The 17093-nt window shown below is 67.2% G+C and carries 7 protein-coding genes; all 7 read right to left on the reverse strand.

The genetic code is table 11. From position 1 onward, the window contains the following. Positions 1-4: 4 nt before the first annotated feature. The 7 genes from IPN47_24455 to IPN47_24485 all read right to left on the reverse strand — a co-directional run bounded on the left by IPN47_24455 (position 5) and on the right by IPN47_24485 (position 16964). Positions 5-1771, reverse strand: coding sequence for a sodium:solute symporter family protein (locus IPN47_24455; protein MBK9411126.1), 1767 nt, complete (start codon positions 1769-1771; stop codon positions 5-7). 95 nt (positions 1772-1866) lie between these two features. Next, positions 1867-5211 (reverse strand): VCBS repeat-containing protein, encoded by a 3345-nt coding sequence (locus tag IPN47_24460; GenBank protein ID MBK9411127.1) that lies wholly within the window; start codon positions 5209-5211, stop codon positions 1867-1869. A gap of 40 nt (positions 5212-5251) precedes the next feature. After that, positions 5252-7336 (reverse strand): glycoside hydrolase family 97 protein, encoded by a 2085-nt coding sequence (locus tag IPN47_24465; GenBank protein MBK9411128.1) that lies wholly within the window; start codon positions 7334-7336, stop codon positions 5252-5254. Further along, the gene (locus IPN47_24470) at positions 7326-8711 is read right to left on the reverse strand and encodes a vanadium-dependent haloperoxidase (protein ID MBK9411129.1); all 1386 of its coding nucleotides are present in this window, start codon (positions 8709-8711) and stop codon (positions 7326-7328) included. Before IPN47_24470 ends, IPN47_24465 begins: the two co-directional genes overlap by 11 nt. Before the next feature lie 2 nt (positions 8712-8713). Beyond that, entirely contained in the window at positions 8714-12151 is a 3438-nt protein-coding gene (locus tag IPN47_24475; protein MBK9411130.1) for a VCBS repeat-containing protein, read from the reverse strand. Between the two features lie 143 nt (positions 12152-12294). Further along, entirely contained in the window at positions 12295-13836 is a 1542-nt protein-coding gene (locus tag IPN47_24480; GenBank protein MBK9411131.1) for a RagB/SusD family nutrient uptake outer membrane protein, read from the reverse strand. Between the two features lie 95 nt (positions 13837-13931). Continuing rightward, the gene (locus tag IPN47_24485) at positions 13932-16964 is read right to left on the reverse strand and encodes a SusC/RagA family TonB-linked outer membrane protein (GenBank protein ID MBK9411132.1); all 3033 of its coding nucleotides are present in this window, start codon (positions 16962-16964) and stop codon (positions 13932-13934) included. Positions 16965-17093: the final 129 nt, after the last annotated feature.

The following is a 17093-nucleotide window of genomic DNA, read 5'->3' on the forward strand; positions in this document are numbered from 1 at the left end:
GGGGTCAGAAGAAGATGACGTTCAGGACGGCCGTCATCGCCAGCACGGCGATGGCAAACGTCGCGGGCTTCTGCACCCAGGTCAGGTGCCCTTCCGTGGGTCGGGGCGTGAGCGAGTACACGAGTCCCTTGAGCTCTTCGTCCGGCCGCGGGCGCGTGATCATCGAGACGACGATGGTGACGACCAGGCAGGTCGTGAAGGCCGCCGTCGCCGTCCAGAACGTCTGCGCCAGCTCGCTCGGATACGTCAGCATCGTGGCGAAGTAGCCGCCCTTGATCCCCGGTATCGCCCCGCGCGCGAGCGAGATCCCGTGGTGCACCACCGCGCCTAACGTCCCCGCCACCAGCCCCGTGAAGGCGCCGTGCCCGGTGCTCCGCTTCCAGAACATCCCCAGCGCGAACGTCGCGAACAGCGGGGCATTCACGAAGGCAAAGACGAGCTGCAGGAACTCCATGATGTTGTTGAAGGCCCCGGCCGCGTACGCCGCCGCCACCGACAGCAGGATGCCGCCCACCGTCGCCACGCGCCCCATCCACAGGTAGTGCTCGTCGCTCGCCCCCTTCCGGATGTGCGACTGGTAGATGTCGTACGTCCACACCGTGTTGAAGGCCGTGACATTGCCCGCCATCCCCGACATGAACGACGCGATGAGCGCCGTGAGGCCGAGCCCGAGCATCCCGGTCGGGAAGAGGGTCACCAGCATCATCGGCGTCGCCAGGTCGTAGTCCAGCACCGTGCGCCCAGTGGCGTCGATGAGGGCCGCCCCGTTCGCCCCGAGCTTCGCCGGGATCAGCCCCTGCCCGATCCCGCCCACCGCCGTCGCCCCTTCGCCGCCGCCTAACACGAGGGCGATCATCCCGGGCAGGATGACGAGGAAGGGGAAGAACATCTTGGGGACCGCGGCAATCAGCGGCGTACGTCGCGCGGCCGTCATCGAATCGGCCGCCATGGCGCGCTGCACGACGAGGAAGTCGGTGCACCAATAGCCGAACGACAGGACGAACCCCAGTCCCATCAGGAGCCCGAACGCCTCGACCCCGATCGAGTTGGTCGCGGGATCGCCCATCCCCTTCCACACGTGGGTATACGACGTGGGGGTGATCTGCGCGTTGATCGCCGCCTGCGTGAGGCGATGCTGCAGCATCTCCCACCCCCCCGTGGCCCGCAGGCCGAGGAAGACCAGCGGCGCAAAGCCGAAGACGATCATGAAGAACTGCAGCACTTCATTGTAGATCGCGCTCGTCAACCCGCCTAACAAGACGTACGCCAGCACGATCCCCGCCGAGACGAGGACGCTCGTGTCGAAGTCCCACCCCAGCAGCAGGTTGAGCAGCTTCCCCATGGCGTACATCGAGACGCCGGACGAGAAGACCGTCATCGCCGCGAACGAGATCGCGTTGTACGTCCGCGTCTTCTCGTCAAAGCGCAGCTTGAGGTACTCCGGCACGGAGCGCGCGCGCGAGCCGTAATAGAACGGCATCATGAACAACCCGACGAAGACCATCGCCGGGATGGCACCGACCCAATAGAAGTGCGCGGTGGCGATCCCGTACTTGGCCCCCGACGCCCCCATCCCGATCACCTCCTGCGCCCCGAGGTTCGCGGAGAGAAAGGCGAGTCCCGTCACCCAGGGAGGGAGCGAACGGCCGGAGAGGAAGAAGTCGGTGGAGGTGCGCATCTTGCGCCGAAGCGCCCAGCCAATGCCGAGCACCACGGCGAAATAGATCGCCATCACCACGTAGTCGAGCGTCCTCAGTTGCGTGACTGGCATCGAAGCCTCGAGCGAGGGGAGCGGAGGGTCGAAGGAGGGGGAGTGGAACGGGGACAACCCGAGTCGGCCGAGCGAGCGGCCGGGGAGGGAGGAACTCAGGGCACGACGCCCACCGTGGCACGTGCACGCAGAAGGAGCAGCGTTTCATTGTTGCGGGCCACCGCCACCGAGGCGCGCCCATTCGTGCCGCGCACCGGGACGAGCGCACGCACCTCACCGTCGATGCGCACACCACTCGTCGCCATGTCCATCGCGCTGAACGTCCCGTCGCCGCCTCCACGCAGCAGGAGGCCATACCCGGCATCGTACCGCCCGTACACCGGCGTCACGCCGTAGAAGTTCCCGCCGAGCAGGAGGTCGACCTTCCGGTCGCCATCGAAGTCGCGTGCCATGGCCGCATACACGGGGAAGAACTGCGCCTCGGCCGGCAACGCCGCGAGCGTGAACCCCTTCCCCGTTCCGAGGGCGACGGCCGAGGCAAAGGTCTTCGCCTCCAGCACCTTCGCGCTCGCCAGCTCCGACGAGGGGAGGATCTCCTCGAGCGTCGCCGCGCCAAAGGACTTGTACGACGGATACTTCTGCCGCAACGGCGGCATGAGCTTCACGAGATCGTCGCGCCCTACCACGGGATAGCTGGTCCCATGCTTGTGGAACGTGAGGATCTGCTTGAGCGAGCCGGTCTTGAAGAAGTCGGCCACGTAGAGCCGCGCCGGCTCGCTCGTGGTGGCGCGCACATAGGCGTTGAGCCCCAGGTTGCCGAGCACGAGGTCGGGGCGGTTGTCGCCATCGAGGTCGGCGACCGTGACGCTGTTCCACCAGCCTTCGCTGCCACCAAGCCCGGCCTCCTGCGTGCGATCGACGAACTTTCCCCCTTCCTGGTGGAAGACACGCGCCGCCATCCATTCCCCTGCCACTACCAGGTCGAGCTTGCCGTCGGCGTCGTAGTCGACCCATCCGCCTGACGAGACCATCCCCGCTTCGGCCAGCGCCGGCGCCTGGTCGGCCGTCACGTCGCGGAACTGTCCGCGGCCGTCGTTGAGCAGCAGGTGGCTGCGCGGCGTGAGGCCGTACGCGCGGGAGACGACACGCGAACCCACGAAGAGGTCGAGGTCCCCGTCGCCATCGAAGTCGCCGGGGAGGACGCAGCTCCCGTTCTCGTGGAAGGGCGGGAGCGCCGAGGCGTTGCGGCTGAAGGTGCCACGCCCGTCGTTGAAATACAGCCGGTCGTCGAGCTGCTCGGCGTCGCCCCAGAACTCGTTCCCGGCGCTCACTACGTACAGGTCCTGGTCGCCGTCGCCGTCGGCATCGAAGAAGGCGGCGTCGACATCCTCGGGGATGGAGTCGGCGGCAAACGCCGGTTGGGGCGAGGGGCGGAAGCTCCCGTCGCGCTGTTGCACGAGGAGCCTCCCCGCCTGCCACTTGGCCCCACCAACGTACAGGTCGTCGAGCCCGTCGCCGTTCACGTCGGCGCTGGCCAGCGCCGGCCCCTCGGTGGAGAGGCGGTGCGGCATCAGCGGCTCACGATCGTAGTCGAGGAAATCGTTCTCGAGATGGCGCACCGGTTCCCCCAGCTCGGGGGAGACGTCGGTGAGGAGCGGCGCCGAGGTGGCTGGCGTCGGCGACCAGCGTGACGTCGCGTCCTTCTGCTCGAGCGTGAGGGCACGGTTGAGCGGGAGCGGCTTCACGACCTGCAGGCGCCGGTCGGGCCAGACCACGACGAGCGAGTCGCCCTGCGACGCCGCGCCAAATCCGAAGTGCAGCCGCGGGTCGACCGATGACAGGAAGCCGCGCGTCGGCATCTGTTCCAGCGTCTGCGTCACGCCACCCGCGGAGACCTGCACGCGCGCGCCGATGCCAGCGGTGTTCTTCCCTTCACCGTGCAGCGTGACCGAGAGCCAAGCGTGCTTCGTGCGTTCGCGCACGCGGCTACGGTAGATCGAGGCGGGGGCCGCGATGTTGTTCACGACCAGGTCGAGCGCGCCGTCGTTGTCGAGGTCCGCGTAGGCAGCGCCATTCGAGAAACCCGGCTGCGCGAGCCCCCACCGCTCGGCCATGTCGGCGAAGCGATAGTTCCCCTCGTTCCGAAAGGCGTAGTTGGCCAGCGGAATGCGCGGCATGCTGTCGAGGAGCGCCAGGTTCTCCCGGGTCACCCCGCGCGCCAGCGACGACTGCATCGCCTCGTTGCCGACGTAGTTGATGTAGTCCAGGTCGTTCGGGCGACGGTAGATCCCGTTGGTGATGTAGAGATCCTTGCGCCCGTCGTCATCGAGGTCGGCGAAGAGCGCCGACCAGCTCCAGTCGGTGGCCTGCACGCCCGCCTGGTAGCCGATCTCCGAGAAGCGGCCGTCGCCGCGATTCAGCTGCAACGTATTGCGGGCGTACTGCGGCCAGTAGCCGGCGCGCACGCGAAGGTCGAAGAGGTTGAACCCTTCGCTCGACGCCGACGTCTTGAGCACATCCTCGCGCTCGGGGAGCATGTCGAGGACGGCGAGGTCGGGGAGGCCGTCGTTGTCGAAGTCGGCGGCGTCGACCCCCATCGAGAAGCGCGACGTATGCTTGGTGGCGCGCGCGATCGACTCGGTGAAGGTCCCGTTGCAGTTGTTGCGGTAGAGGTAGTCGTTCTCCTGGAAGTCGTTGGCGATGTAGAGGTCTGGGCAGCCGTCGACGTTCACGTCGCTCACGACGACACCGAGCCCGTAGCCTTCGACCCCGCCGTAGATCCCGGCGGCGTCGCTCACGTCGGTGAAGCGCCCGTCGTCGTTGCGAAAGAGGCGGTCACCGGCCGTGGGATGCCTGATCTTGCGCAGCGCCGGCGACCCGACCGCACGCTCGGTGTGCGTCGAGTGGTTGAGCAGGTACATGTCCAGGTCGCCGTCGAGGTCGTAGTCGAAGAAGGCGGCCTGCGTCGAGTACCCCACGTGCTCCAGCCCGAACGCCTGCGTCTGGTCGGCGAAGATCCCGCGCCCATCGTTCACGTACAGCACGTTGCGGCCGTGCATCCCCAGGTAGCTGACGGCGGAGACGTAGAGATCGAGATCGCCGTCGCCATCGACGTCGGCCATCGTGACGCCGGTCTTCCACCCCTCGGGGCCTTGAACCCCCGCCTTCTCCGTCACGTCCTCGAAGCGAAAGTCCCCCTTGTTGAGGTAGAGACGATTCGATTCGAGGTTGCTGGAGAAGTACAGGTCGGGGAGGGCGTCGCCATTCACGTCGCCCACCGCGACCCCGCCGCCGTTGTAGTAGTACAGGTAGTTCAGGATGTTGAAGTCGGGCGACTCGGGGAGCGTGTTGGTGAACGCCACGCCGGTCGCCTCGGGGGTGAGCAGCTCGAACAGCGGCGGTTCCGCCGGCGCGCGCTCGCCGCACGCCACGGCGGCCAGCGCCCCAGCGGCGAAGGCCGCCGCGAGGGCATTCGTCCGCCGCCTGCGACTCCCGCTCATCGCGTTCCCACCGCGCATCCGTCGCGACCGTTCGCCATGCCTAACGCACTGCCCTGATGCGGATCGCCTGTCCGCCCCCAGGGGCGAGCACCATGCGCAGCGTCGTCGTCGCGCTCACCGGGCGCCGAGCGATCGCGACGGGGAGCGGGTTGTCACGCCAGTGCGCCCCCGGCCCATCAGCGTACACCTCCGCCACGTAGCGCTTGCCGGCACCGAGGAAGTTGAGCGGGAGGTCGAAGGTGCGCCCCTCTTCGTCGGTGATCCCACCAACGAACCACTCGTCCTTCCCCTTCGCCTTGCGAGCCACCACGACGTAGTCGCCAATCTTGCCCGTGAGGACACGCGTGGTGTCCCAGTCGACCGCCACGTCGCGGATGAACTGGAACGGCGCCTTCCCCTCGTAGTTCTCCGGGAGGTCGGCCGCCATCTGCAACGGCGAGTACAGCACGACGTACAGGGCGAGCTGCTTGGCGAGCGTAGTGCGCGGTCGTGGCTGCTCCGGCGTGCGCGGCTTCCCCGCGCTGGTCAGGAAGATGTCGAAGATCCCGGGAGTGTAGTCCATCGGCCCCGAGAGCAATCGCGTGAAGAAGAGGATCGTCTCGTGTTCCGGCGGATTGCCCCCTTCGCCCCCCCACGCATTGTACTCCTGCCCACGCGCCCCTTCCCGCGTCATCATGTTCGGGTAGGTGCGACGTTCGCCGGTGTCCTTGATGGGTTCGTGCGCGTCGATCGTGATCCCGTACTTCGCCGCCGTTTCCACCACCTTCCGGAAGTGGCGCACCATGAGCTGCGAGTGATGGGCGTCGCCGGCGCGTGTCTTGTCGCCCACGTAGCCCGTCTTGACCGCGGTGATGCCGAGGGACTGGTAGAGGGCGAAGGCGCTATCGAGCTGGCGCTCGTAGTTGGCCACCCCCATCCCCGTCTCGTTATGCCCGATCAGCGCGACCCCCTTCGACTTGGCGTACGCGGCCACCCCCTGGAGGTCGTAGTCGGGGTACGGCTGGGTGAAGGAGAACTTGTCGCCGTTCTCGATCCAGTTGCCGTCCCACCCGATGTTCCACCCTTCCACGAGCGTCCCGCCGAGCGCGTTGGCCGCGGCAAAATCGATGTAGCGCTTCGTGTTCGCCGTGGTGGCACCGTGCTTCGCCCCCGACTCCCACGACCACGTCCCCAGGTGCATCCCCCACCAGATGCCGTTGTACTTCATCGGGGTGATGTAGCTGGTGTTGGTGATGACGTTCGGCGGATTGAGGTTGAGCCCGAGCACCGACGGGACGAGGTCGGCGGCGCGGTCGGCCAGCTGAATGGTGCGCCACGGCGTGTGGAACGGGGTGCGCGCGGTGACGGCGCTCCCATCGGCCATCGGCGCCAGCACCGCGTGCAGCGTGCGATCCTGCTCCTTGTTGGCGCGCAGGTTCATCGAGGCATAGTCGACGAGATTCGCCTCGTGGATCACCACGTGCGTCCCGTCCTTGGTCTCCATCGTCAGCGGCGTGTGCACGGTGTCGAGCGTGCTCACCGGCGAGGCGCGATAGAGGTACTCGTAGCGGTTGAAGCGGAACGACGGGATCCACCAGGCGCGCGCATCGTCCGCCATGGCGAACTCGGTGAGCTCCTCCATGATGGTGAAGTCGCGGAGCGCGTCCTGCGCGGGGAGCTCGTAGCGAAAGCCGACGCCGTCGTTGAAGGCGCGGAAGGCGACGACGAGGCGGCGCCCCGGCGGCTGTGTCTCCTCGACCGATACCTTCAACTCGTTATGGTGGTCGCGCACGCGCGCCACCTCGCCCCACGGCTGCGTCCACGTCTCGTCGTGCGCGGCGTTCGAGGACCCGGTGATGCGCAGTCCATCCTTGAGCGGCGGCGCGCCGCGGAAGGTGAAGCCCAGCCGCGATGGCGTGACGATCGGGCGTCCCTTGCGCGACACGGCGTAGTACAGCCCCCCCTCGCGCACGAGGACCGTCACCTCGTTGCGCCCGTCGGGCGAGGCGAGGCGGAGCGCCCCGGTCGTCGCGGTCCCTTGCGTCGCCGCGATCGTCGGCGCCATGACGGCCGCCAGTGCCACCCAGATACTCGTCCGCCGGGCGAGCCCCCGCAGCGCGCGTGCGCAACGATGCCTAACGGTCATGGCCAGCCGCGACGACGGCCCCGCTGGGACGCGTATGGATGCGCTCCACCACCAGCGCCCCGACCCGCTTGCCTTGCGCACTCCCCTGGTCGATCGCGCGCCGGTAGTGAATCCCGCCGTACAACCGGCTGATCGCCGCCTCGTTCGCCGCGTCGGCGAACGACGGGAAGCTGCGTACCGGGAGGCCGTACGACATCTCCGTCGAGTCGCTGAAGGCGAAGCTGTCGCCGAAGATGTCGGTGAGCACCGTCGACGCCGCGTTCGAGATCACGCTATGGCCGCTCGTGTACTCGGGGAACGGCGGCGTCTGCAGCGCCGGCTCCCATGCTTCGTCGATGTAGCGATTGATGTACGTCTCTGGGCGAATGAGCGAACTCCGGTACTTCTCGTCCCACGACGAGATGAAGCCATCGGCCAGGGCGATCGATGTGCGCGCGTAGGCGTCGGCGGTGCGCAGCGGGTCGGCCCCTGCCTTGCGCGAGGCGAGCCCCACGATCCCCATCCAGTGCCCGCCCGGGGTGATCTTCTTCGTGGCGAACATCGTGTGCCCCTGCACGTGCATCACGTACGGATTGCAGTCCCAGAACGCGAGGATCTCCCGCTGCTCGTCGGTGAGCTTCGCCTTCACCTCGTAGACTTCACGCGCCTCCTTCATGAAGGGCGACGAGGCCACGGAGTCGAAGGGGAGCGGCGGTTCGGGGCGGAACTGCGACCCGGTGTCCATCACGAAGGGGCGCAGCTCGCCCCAGTGCGGCTCGACCGCGTCCATGTAGGCGGGGGGAGTCGGAATCCAGCGCTCGCGCGCCTGCGTCACCGAATACTTAGGCCAGCCGCGCGACTCCTTGAAGCGATCCTGCCCCGCCCAGGCCAGGATGTGCGTGGCCACCGTATCGCCATAGGCAATCGACGCGCGATACACGTCGGCCGGGAGGCGCCGCTCGTAGCGCGCGTCCATCGCGACCCGGAGCGAGTCCATGCGGGCCCGCGAGAAGGTCAGCGCCTGCCCCACCACCATGAACGCGTGCACCCCCGCCAGCGGGTACGACAGCGTCCCTCCGGGCGCAGGGCGTGGCACGGGGGCGAGGCCGTTCACCTGCCCCGCCAGCGTGCGATAGGTGGTGTCCCCCTGCCGCAACGCCTCGTACGCCGCCACGCTCGCGTACGCATACACGCGGCTCGCCTGCGGCGGGGAGAAGATGTCGTAGATGATGACGTCGCTCAGCTGGTCCACCGCCTGGTGCAGCAGCTCCGTGTCCGACGCGGTCGACGGCCGGGCACTCGCCTTGCCGGAGCACGCCACCCCACCTAACGCGGATAACACCAGCACGGCGACGGTCGCGCCGGCAGAGATTCGCTTCGAGATGCTTTGGTGCATCGTCAGTTCCTCGAGCCGGTGCCCGCGGCCACCGACCGCGACACCGGGCGAAAGACGAGTGGTCGGTCGTTGTTGCGCGCCACCACGATCAGCTCACCACTGCGCGTGCGGACGCGCTGGATGTCGCGCGATTGCCCGGGGACGACGAAGCCGATCGCCGCCCCCGTGAGCGGGGCGAAGCCCCCCTTCCCATCACCACGCAGCACGAGCCCGCGGCTCTCTGCCGCCCGCCCGATCTCCGGCTTGAAGCCATCGAAGTTGCCCGCCACGAGCAGGTCGAGCGCGCCATCACCATCCACGTCGCGCGGCAGGATCCCATAAATCGGGGCAAGCTGTGCCTCGTCAGGCAGCGGAACGAGCGTGAAGCTCCCGTTGCCGTCGTTGCGCAGCAACGCGCTGGCAAAGGTCTGCACCGACCGCTCGAGGGCCCCGGTCCGATCGGACGCCGGGAAGATGTCGTCGACCGTCGCCTTGGCGAAGTCTTCGTAGTTGAGGTAGCGCGCCTTGAGCGGCGGGATCGCCTTGATCAAGTCGTCGCGCAGCACGATGGGGTAGCGCTTCCCTTGGGCGTAGCACGCCACCACCTGCTCGGCGAAGCCGTTCCCGTCGAAGTCCTTCACCAGCATCGTCGCCGGTTCGCTGCCGCTCGCCTTGAGGCGCGTGTTGAGCCCGAGGTTGCCAACCACGAAGTCGACGCGCCCGTCGCCCGTGAAGTCGCCGGCGACGATGCGGTTCCACCAGCCGGCGCTCTGCTCCAGCCCCTTTGCGACCAGCGGCGTGAGGCGACCGCCCCCGGCGTTGCGGAAGATGGCGATCGGCATCCACTCGCCCACCACCACCAGGTCGGCGCGGCGATCGCCATCCACATCCTGCCAGGCGGCGTCGGTCACCATCCCCACGCGCAGCAGTTCGGGCGCGAGCTGCGCGGTCACGTTGGTGAAGCGCCCGCGCCCATCGTTGCGCAGCAACGCGCTCGCTGGCGCCTCGCCGTACTTCCACGGCACCACGCGTCCACCCACGAAGAGGTCGATGTCACCGTCGCCGTCGTAGTCGCCGGCCACCGGACGCGAGCCGGCCACGAACTCGACCGGCACGCCGTCGGCGCTCTTGCTGAACGTCCCGCGCCCATCGTTGAGGTACAGGCGATCCTGCAGCGCAGGGGCCATGTCCGAGTACTCGTTGCCGCCGCTCACGACGAACAGGTCCTTGTCGCCGTCGCCGTCGGCATCGAAGAAGGTCGCCCCCACATCCTCGGAGATCGCGTCGGTATCGAAGGCCGCGACACGCGCGGCGGCAAATCGCCCGTCGCCCTGCTGCAGGAGGAGCGCCCCGGCCTGCTCCTTGGCCCCACCCAGGTACACGTCGTCGAGCCCATCACCGTTCACATCGGCCACCGCCATCGCCGGCCCTTCGGTCGACAGCATCTTGGGGATCAACCGCTCCCGATCGAAGTCGACGAAGTCGTTCTCGCGGTGCGTGAAGGGGAGCCCGTCGATGTTCGCCGCCTGGGCGAAGAGCGTTCCGCCAGCCGCAACCGGCGTCGGCGTGGCCCCAGGCGCTGCGGCATCCGGCGCTGCGGCGGCCGACGCCTGCGCCACCACCAGCCGCTGCCCCGCGGCGACCAGCCCCATCGCGCTCACGCGCCCGTCGGGCCACTCCACGCGCACCGCCGCCGCCGAGTCGCGCGCGCCAAGGCCGAACGACAGCACGTAGTCCACCGACGACTGGAAGCCGCGCGCCGGGTTGAGCTCCTGCACCAGCGTGTCGCCCCCTGCCACCACGCTCACCCGCGCCCCGACCGCGAAGCGGTTCTTCCCCTCGCCGTCGAGGCGTACCTGCAGCCAGCGGTTTGCCTTGGCGACCGACAACGCGTTGTTGCGATAGACGAACGCCTCGGCGTTCACGTTGTTCACCACCAGGTCGAGCGCCCCATCGCCATCGAGGTCGCCGTAGGCGGCGCCGCTGGAGAACGACGGGGTGTCGAGCCCCCACGCCTTGGCCTCGTTGCTGAAGGCCAGCGCGCCGCGGTTCTGGAAGGCGTAGTTCGGGATCGGCGTCGACTTCATCGCGTTGATCAGCTTCATGAAGTCGACGTCGCCGTTCTTCTTCATCGCCCCTTCCATCGTCGACTCGTTGGCGAGGAAGGCGATGTAGTCCTGCGACGTCACGTCCTTCACCAGCCCGTTGGTGACGAAGATGTCCTTGCGGCCATCCAGGTCGAGGTCGGCGATGAGGGCGCTCCAGCTCCAGTCGGTGCGCGCCACGCCGGCCATCTGCCCGACGTCGGTGAACGTCCCGTTCCGGTTGTTGCGCTGCAGCATGTTGCGCATGAACTGGTAGCCGTAGCCGTTGGCCACCTTGGTCTGGTACACGTCCCACCCCTCGAACGACGCCATCGTGCGCAGGCGGTACTCGTCCTCGGGGAGCATGTCGGTGGTGTAGATGTCCGACCATCCGTCGTTGTCGACGTCGGCCATGTCCATCCCCATCGAGAAGTAGCTGTCGGCCGTCAGCTGCCGGTCGAGCGCTTCGTCGAAGGTCCCGTCGTGCTTGTTGAGGTACAGGTAGTCGCGCTCGAAGAAGTCGTTCGAGACGTACACATCGGGCCAGCCGTCGCGGTTGACGTCGGCCACGCCGAGCCCGAGCCCGAAGCCGATCTCGCTGCCGAAGATCCCGGCCGCGGCGCTCACGTCGGAGTACTTGCCGTTGTCGTTGCGATAGAGCTTGTGCCCGCCGTACGGGTCGCGCTCGTTGCGCGTGTTGCGCTGCCCGAACGAGCTCACCGGGCGCGGCGAGTTGTTGATGAGGAAGAGATCGAGGTCGCCGTCCCGGTCGTAGTCGAGGAAGGCCGCGTGTGTCGTGTAGCCTTCGTCGGCCACGCCGTACGCCTCCCCCTCTTCCTTGAACGTCGGGACGCTGTCGGCGCCGGCTCCCTGGTTGATCCACAGGGTGTTGCGGCGCTTGGACGGTTCCACCTGCCCGGCATGCGAGAGGTAGATGTCGAGCTTCCCGTCGGCATTGACGTCGGCGAGCGTGACGCCAGTGGTCCATGCGCGCTGCGGGTCGAGCCCTGCCCCCGCGGTCACGTCGCGAAAGCGGAACTTCCCCTCGTTCAGGTAGAGCTTCGCCCCGCCCTGATTGGAAGTGAGGATGACCTCGGGGAGTCCGTCGCCCGTGAGGTCGCCGATCGCCACGCCACCGCCGTTGTAGAAATTGCGGTAGATGAAGACGTTGACGTCGCTCGACTCCGTCAGCTCGTTGGAGAAGCGAACGCCGGTATACGACGACGGAAGCAACGAGAAGAGCTTTCCGTCGGAGGGCGGCGGCGCGGCGCTGCGGTCATAGCCGGCGGCTGCGTTCTCGGGCGCACGCGAACACGCGGCGGCAACAACGATGAACGCCGGCACGAGCAGCCGTCGGGGCGCCGGTACCCTGCGCATCCCCTGCATTGTGAGGTCCAGAGAAGAGAAAATGACGGCGCGCCAGTCGCACTTTCTGCGCGCAGCGACTCCCGGGAGCGCCATAGCCTGCCCCCGTGTGGGAGCAGGCTATGGCGGCCCTGCGGAAAGTCAATCAGAGAGAATCAGTAGCCCGCGTTCTGCGTGAGGAGCGGGTTGTTCTGGATCTGCGTGATCGGGATCGGCATCAGGATGCGGTACCCGGCCGTCGCGGTCTTGAACTGACGCGCGTCGGTGTAACCACCCAGGCGAATCATGTCCTGGCGGCGCTTGGCTTCGCCGGCGAACTCGAAGAGACGCTCGTCGAGGATCGCCTGACGCGTGAGCGCCGTCAGCGGACGATCCGGCTCGAAGACACGGGCGCGGAGCTGGTTGATGATCGTCAGCGCAGCCGCCGTGTTGCCCTGCTCGAACAGCGCCTCGGCCTTGATCATGTGCATCTCGGCCAGGCGGAAGTACGGGAACTTGTGCGGGTGCGAGTCACCGTTCGGCGCCGTGACGAACGGCGGGAACTTGTTGATGCGCGGCCCTTCGGCCTCGGTGGCCTTGGTGATGTCCTGGATCGTCTCGGTGAAGACGAGCGGGTTGCCCGCGCGATCGTTCACGTTGGCGCCGGTCACGAAGCTCTTCTGCTGCCCGACGAGCCAGATGCTGCGGCGCGTGTCGGCCGGATCGTACTTGCGGTACGTCTCGGCGATCGTCGCGAAGCCATTCCACGGGCCACCGCCCACGCCGTGCTGCGCGTAGTGCAGGGGGCGCTGCGGCAGCGAGTTGCCGATGCCCGGCGGGTTGTTCGTGTTGTTGATGACGAAGATGAGCTCAGGCGAGCTGGCGTTGTCCGCGTTGAAGTTGGACTGCCAGTTGCTGGCCAGGCTGTAGACGCCCGAGTTGATCACCGCGTCGGCGTACTGGATCGCCTCGGCGAGGCGCTTCGGGGCGGCGGTCAGCCCCGAGGCAGTGACCGTGCCCTGGAAGACCGGGGCGTTGAGGTACATGTTCGCCAGGATGGCGTTGGCGACATGCTTGTTGATACGGCCGTAGGCCAGCGGACGCTCGGGGAGCGAAGCGATCGCCGCCTTGAGCTCGGTCTCGATGAACTTGAAGACTTCGTCACGCGAGGCGCGCGCCGTCGGCTTCACTTCGGTCGTCGTCACGATGGGAACGCCGCCGAACATGTCCATCAGCACGTAGTAGAACCAGGCGCGCAGCACACGCAGCTCGCCCAGGTTCGCCGCCTTGGAGGCGCTCGTGCTCTTCTCGACCACGTCGATCATCAGGTTCGCCTTGGCCACACCGGCGAACATGTTGTTCCACAGGCCGTTCATGTCGTCCAGGGCAGAGCCGGAGTTCGGGCTCCACGCCTGCTTGTAGATCTCGATCCAGCGACCGTTGTCGAACCAGTCGCTGCCACGGGTCGGGACGATCTGCTCGTCCGTCGTGATTTCAGAGAGGTTGTAGTACGCCCACTGCGTCTGGCGAAGCTGCGCGTACACCGAGGCCGCACCCGCGAGGATTTCCGGGTCGGTCTTGAAGGCGTTCTCCGGAGTGAGCGCGTCGAGCGGCGTCTCCGTGAGGTCCGTGCAGCCAGCCACCGCACTCAGCGCACCCGCAAGCACCACGGCGCCAAGCCGCGAGCGGCGGAGGGAGAGCGAAGAGAAGATCGGCATATGAGTCGGAGGTTACCTGATCACTGTTGGTTTCGAATGAATCGGGGCCAGTCCTCGGTGGCGCGCCCGAGAGCGACGCGCCACCGACGTCGGTCTTAGAACTGAATGCGCACGCCGGACGTGAAGGTCCGGGCACGCGGGTAGATCAGGTAGTCGATGCCGCGGTCCGTGCCGAAGCCGGAGTAGACTTCCGGATCGTAGCCCGAGTACGGCGTGAACAGGAGCAGGTTGTCGCCCGAGACATACACGCGCGTGTCGCGCGCCGACAGCCCAGGCAGGCGGAAGGTGTAGCCAACCGTGAGGTTCTGGAGGCGGAGGAACGAGCCGTCCTCGATCCAGCGCGAGGAGTAGATCGCCGGCTGCCCGATGGCATCCTTCGCGTTCAGCGCCGACTTCAGGAAGTTGCGGCTCTGGTTGACGTTCGACGTGGTGCCGTAGACGAGCGCGGTGTTGTTGAAGACGTCGCGGCCCATCTCGGCGCGCCACAGCCAGCTCGCGTCGAAGCGGCCCCACGTGCCGTTGCTGCGCACGCCCAGGCTGAACGCCGGGTTGGCATTGCCGATGATGACTTCGTCGTCACCGCCCGGCGAGGTCGTCGTCCCGTTGCGGGTACGCCCGGTCTCCTTGCCCGTCGCGTCGCGCGTGACGGTGTACTTGTTGAACAGCTGCTCGCCATTGGCGTTGTAGCCGGCGAACTCGGCGCCCCAGAAGGTGCCGATCGGCTGGCCGGGGATCAGGCGCTGGGCCGACTTGCCCGACTGCCCCTGTCCGTTGACCGACGCGGTCGTGATGAACTGGCGGTTGAGCCCCAGCTCGTCAACCTGGTTGCGCTCGACCGAGAGGACCAGCCCCGAGGTCAGCGACGAGTTCGAGTTGCTGAAGAGCTGCGCGTCGAGCGACGCTTCAAAGCCGCTCGTGCTCAGGCTCCCGACGTTCTCGAGACGAGTCGAGACGACGGCCGGCTGCGCGACCGGAACGTCGAACAGGAGGTCCTTCGTCTTCTTCTTGTAGAACTCGAGCGTACCGGTGAACTGGTTGTCCTTGAAGCCGTAGTCGAGGCCGACGTTGATCTGCTGCGACGTCTCCCACTTGAGGTCGGGGTTGGCGACCTGCGAAGCGGCGAAGCCCGTGATGACCGAGCCACCGAACGGATAGCGCGCGTCGTTGTTGGTGCGGAGGAGCAGCTGCGTGCCGTACGGACGCACCGCCTGGTTCCCCTGCAGGCCGTAGCCGACGCGGAGGTTCAGGTTGGAGAACATTCCGTCCTTCAGGAACGACTCCTCGCTCAGGCGCCACGAAGCCGAGATGGCCGGGAAGACCGCCCACTTGTTCCCCGGGGCGAGGCGCGACGAGCCGTCGTTACGCAGCACACCGGTGACGAAGTAGCGGTTCTTGAAGCCGTAGTTCACGCGGGCGAAGAACGACGCCAGCTTGGACTGTTCGATGTACGAAATCGGAGCCGGCGACCCTTCACTCGTGCCGGCGCCCAGGTTGTTCCACTGGAAGGCGTCGGTGAGGAAGCCGCGCATTTCCGCTTCGAAGCCGCGGTTGTCGAAGCGCGTGAACTCGTAGCCGCCGAGGACTTCGAGCTCGTTGTCGCTCCCGAAGTCAGGCGCCCACGTAAGGAGCGACTGGAAGTTGAGGTTCGAGAGCGAGCGCTCGGCCTGGCGAGCGCGCCCGTTGGTCGAGGCCCCGACGGGGCTCGTCAGCGGGAAGTACGTCTGGCGGACCGAGTTCGCGACGTCGGCGCCGAGCGTGCTGCGGAACGTCAGCGTCGGCATCAGCGCGTACGAAGCGGTGAAGTTGCCGAGCGTGCGGGTCTCGGGGGCCTGGTCGGCGATCTGCCGCGCGAGCGCCACCGGGTTACGGATCGACTGCGCGCCGGCGCCGACTTCATAGAAGGCCCCGGTGGTGGTGCGAACCGGCTGCGTGGGGTCGAACGACACCATGTTCGTGAACACGCCACCGTCGAAGCCGGCCGTGTTGTCGAAGGGGAGGTAGTCGTTGAAGACGCGCGAGACGGTGAGGTTGAGCGAGCTCTGGAGCTTGTCGCCAAACGCCGAGTTGCTGGCGTTGACGCGCCCCTGATAGCGGCGCAGGCCGTTGGAGATGACGATGCCCTGCTGCTCGAAGTAGTTGAGCGTAGCGCGATAGCGCGTCGTTGGCGTGCCGCCGGAGAGCGAGAGGTTGTGGTTCTGCGTCCACGAGGTGCGGAGCAGCTCCTTCTCCCAATCGGTGTCGGCCGCGCCGAGCGTGTTGGCGCGCGAGGCCGGAAGCTTGCCGGCCGCAATCTGCTTCTGGACGAACGACTTGTACTCGCTCCCCGTCAGCAGGTCGTAGCTGTTGGCGGCCATGCCCGCGGCGACGTAGCCGTCATACTCGAACTGCGAGGCACCGGCCGAGCCCTTCTTGGTCTCGATGAGCACGACGCCGTTGGCGCCGCGCGAGCCGTAGATCGCCGTGGCCGATGCGTCCTTGAGGACCGTCACCGAGGCAATGTCGCTCGGGTTGAGCGAGTTGAGCGGCGAACGGCCGATGGCCGACGAGCCGCCGATCGCGACGCCCGAGGCGACCGCGTTGTCGTTCTGCAGCGGCACGCCATCGATCACGTAGAGCGGATCGTTCGATGCAGAGATCGACGTCCCGCCGCGGATGCGAATCTGAGCGTTGCCGCCCGGCTCACCGTTGTTGGCCACGATGTTGACGCCCGTGACGCGCGCGGTGAGGAGCTGGTTGGCGTTGTTGACGACGCCGACGTTCGCCTCGTTAGGATCGATCGTGGCGACCGCGCCGGTGATCGCTTCGCGACGCTGCGAGCCGTAGCCCGTGACGACGACCGCTTGCAGGCTGATCGCCGAGGCGCCCAGCGAGAAGTCGACCGTGACGGTCTGGCCGTCAGCGACCGTCGCGTTTCTGGTCTGCGGGTTGTAGCCGATGCGTGCCGCGCGAACAGTGTACGAGCCAGAAGGGACGCCGGGAATCGTGAACCCGCCATCCGCCCGTGACAGCGCGCCACGCGTCGTGCCGACCACTTGAATCTGGATGTTCGCGAGCGGTTGTTGACTCGTCGAGTCAACGACTCGCCCCGAGATGGTACCGCCGGTGCCTTGCGCGGGAAGTTGAGACACCGTCAGTAGGCCGCCAACCAACGCGGCCAACAGACAACGGGTGACTGCCATTCGTCTTCTCTCCAGAGTTGGCGTTGCTAGGGGGGAACGTGATTCCTTCCTGCGCCGGTTCGTTGAAAACGATACCGG

The organism is Gemmatimonadota bacterium (genome assembly GCA_016719105.1).
GTDB lineage: Bacteria > Gemmatimonadota > Gemmatimonadetes > Gemmatimonadales > Gemmatimonadaceae > SCN-70-22.

What these genes read in the sequence shown, in the direction of transcription:
- IPN47_24470 (MBK9411129.1), bottom strand. Translation starts at nt 8,711, where the DNA reads ATGCACCAAAGCATCTCGAAGCGAATCTCTGCCGGCGCGACCGTCGCC.
- IPN47_24475 (MBK9411130.1), bottom strand. Translation starts at nt 12,151, where the DNA reads ATGCGCAGGGTACCGGCGCCCCGACGGCTGCTCGTGCCGGCGTTCATC.
- IPN47_24455 (MBK9411126.1), bottom strand. Translation starts at nt 1,771, where the DNA reads ATGCCAGTCACGCAACTGAGGACGCTCGACTACGTGGTGATGGCGATC.
- IPN47_24480 (MBK9411131.1), bottom strand. Translation starts at nt 13,836, where the DNA reads ATGCCGATCTTCTCTTCGCTCTCCCTCCGCCGCTCGCGGCTTGGCGCC.
- IPN47_24460 (MBK9411127.1), bottom strand. Translation starts at nt 5,211, where the DNA reads ATGAGCGGGAGTCGCAGGCGGCGGACGAATGCCCTCGCGGCGGCCTTC.
- IPN47_24465 (MBK9411128.1), bottom strand. Translation starts at nt 7,336, where the DNA reads ATGACCGTTAGGCATCGTTGCGCACGCGCGCTGCGGGGGCTCGCCCGG.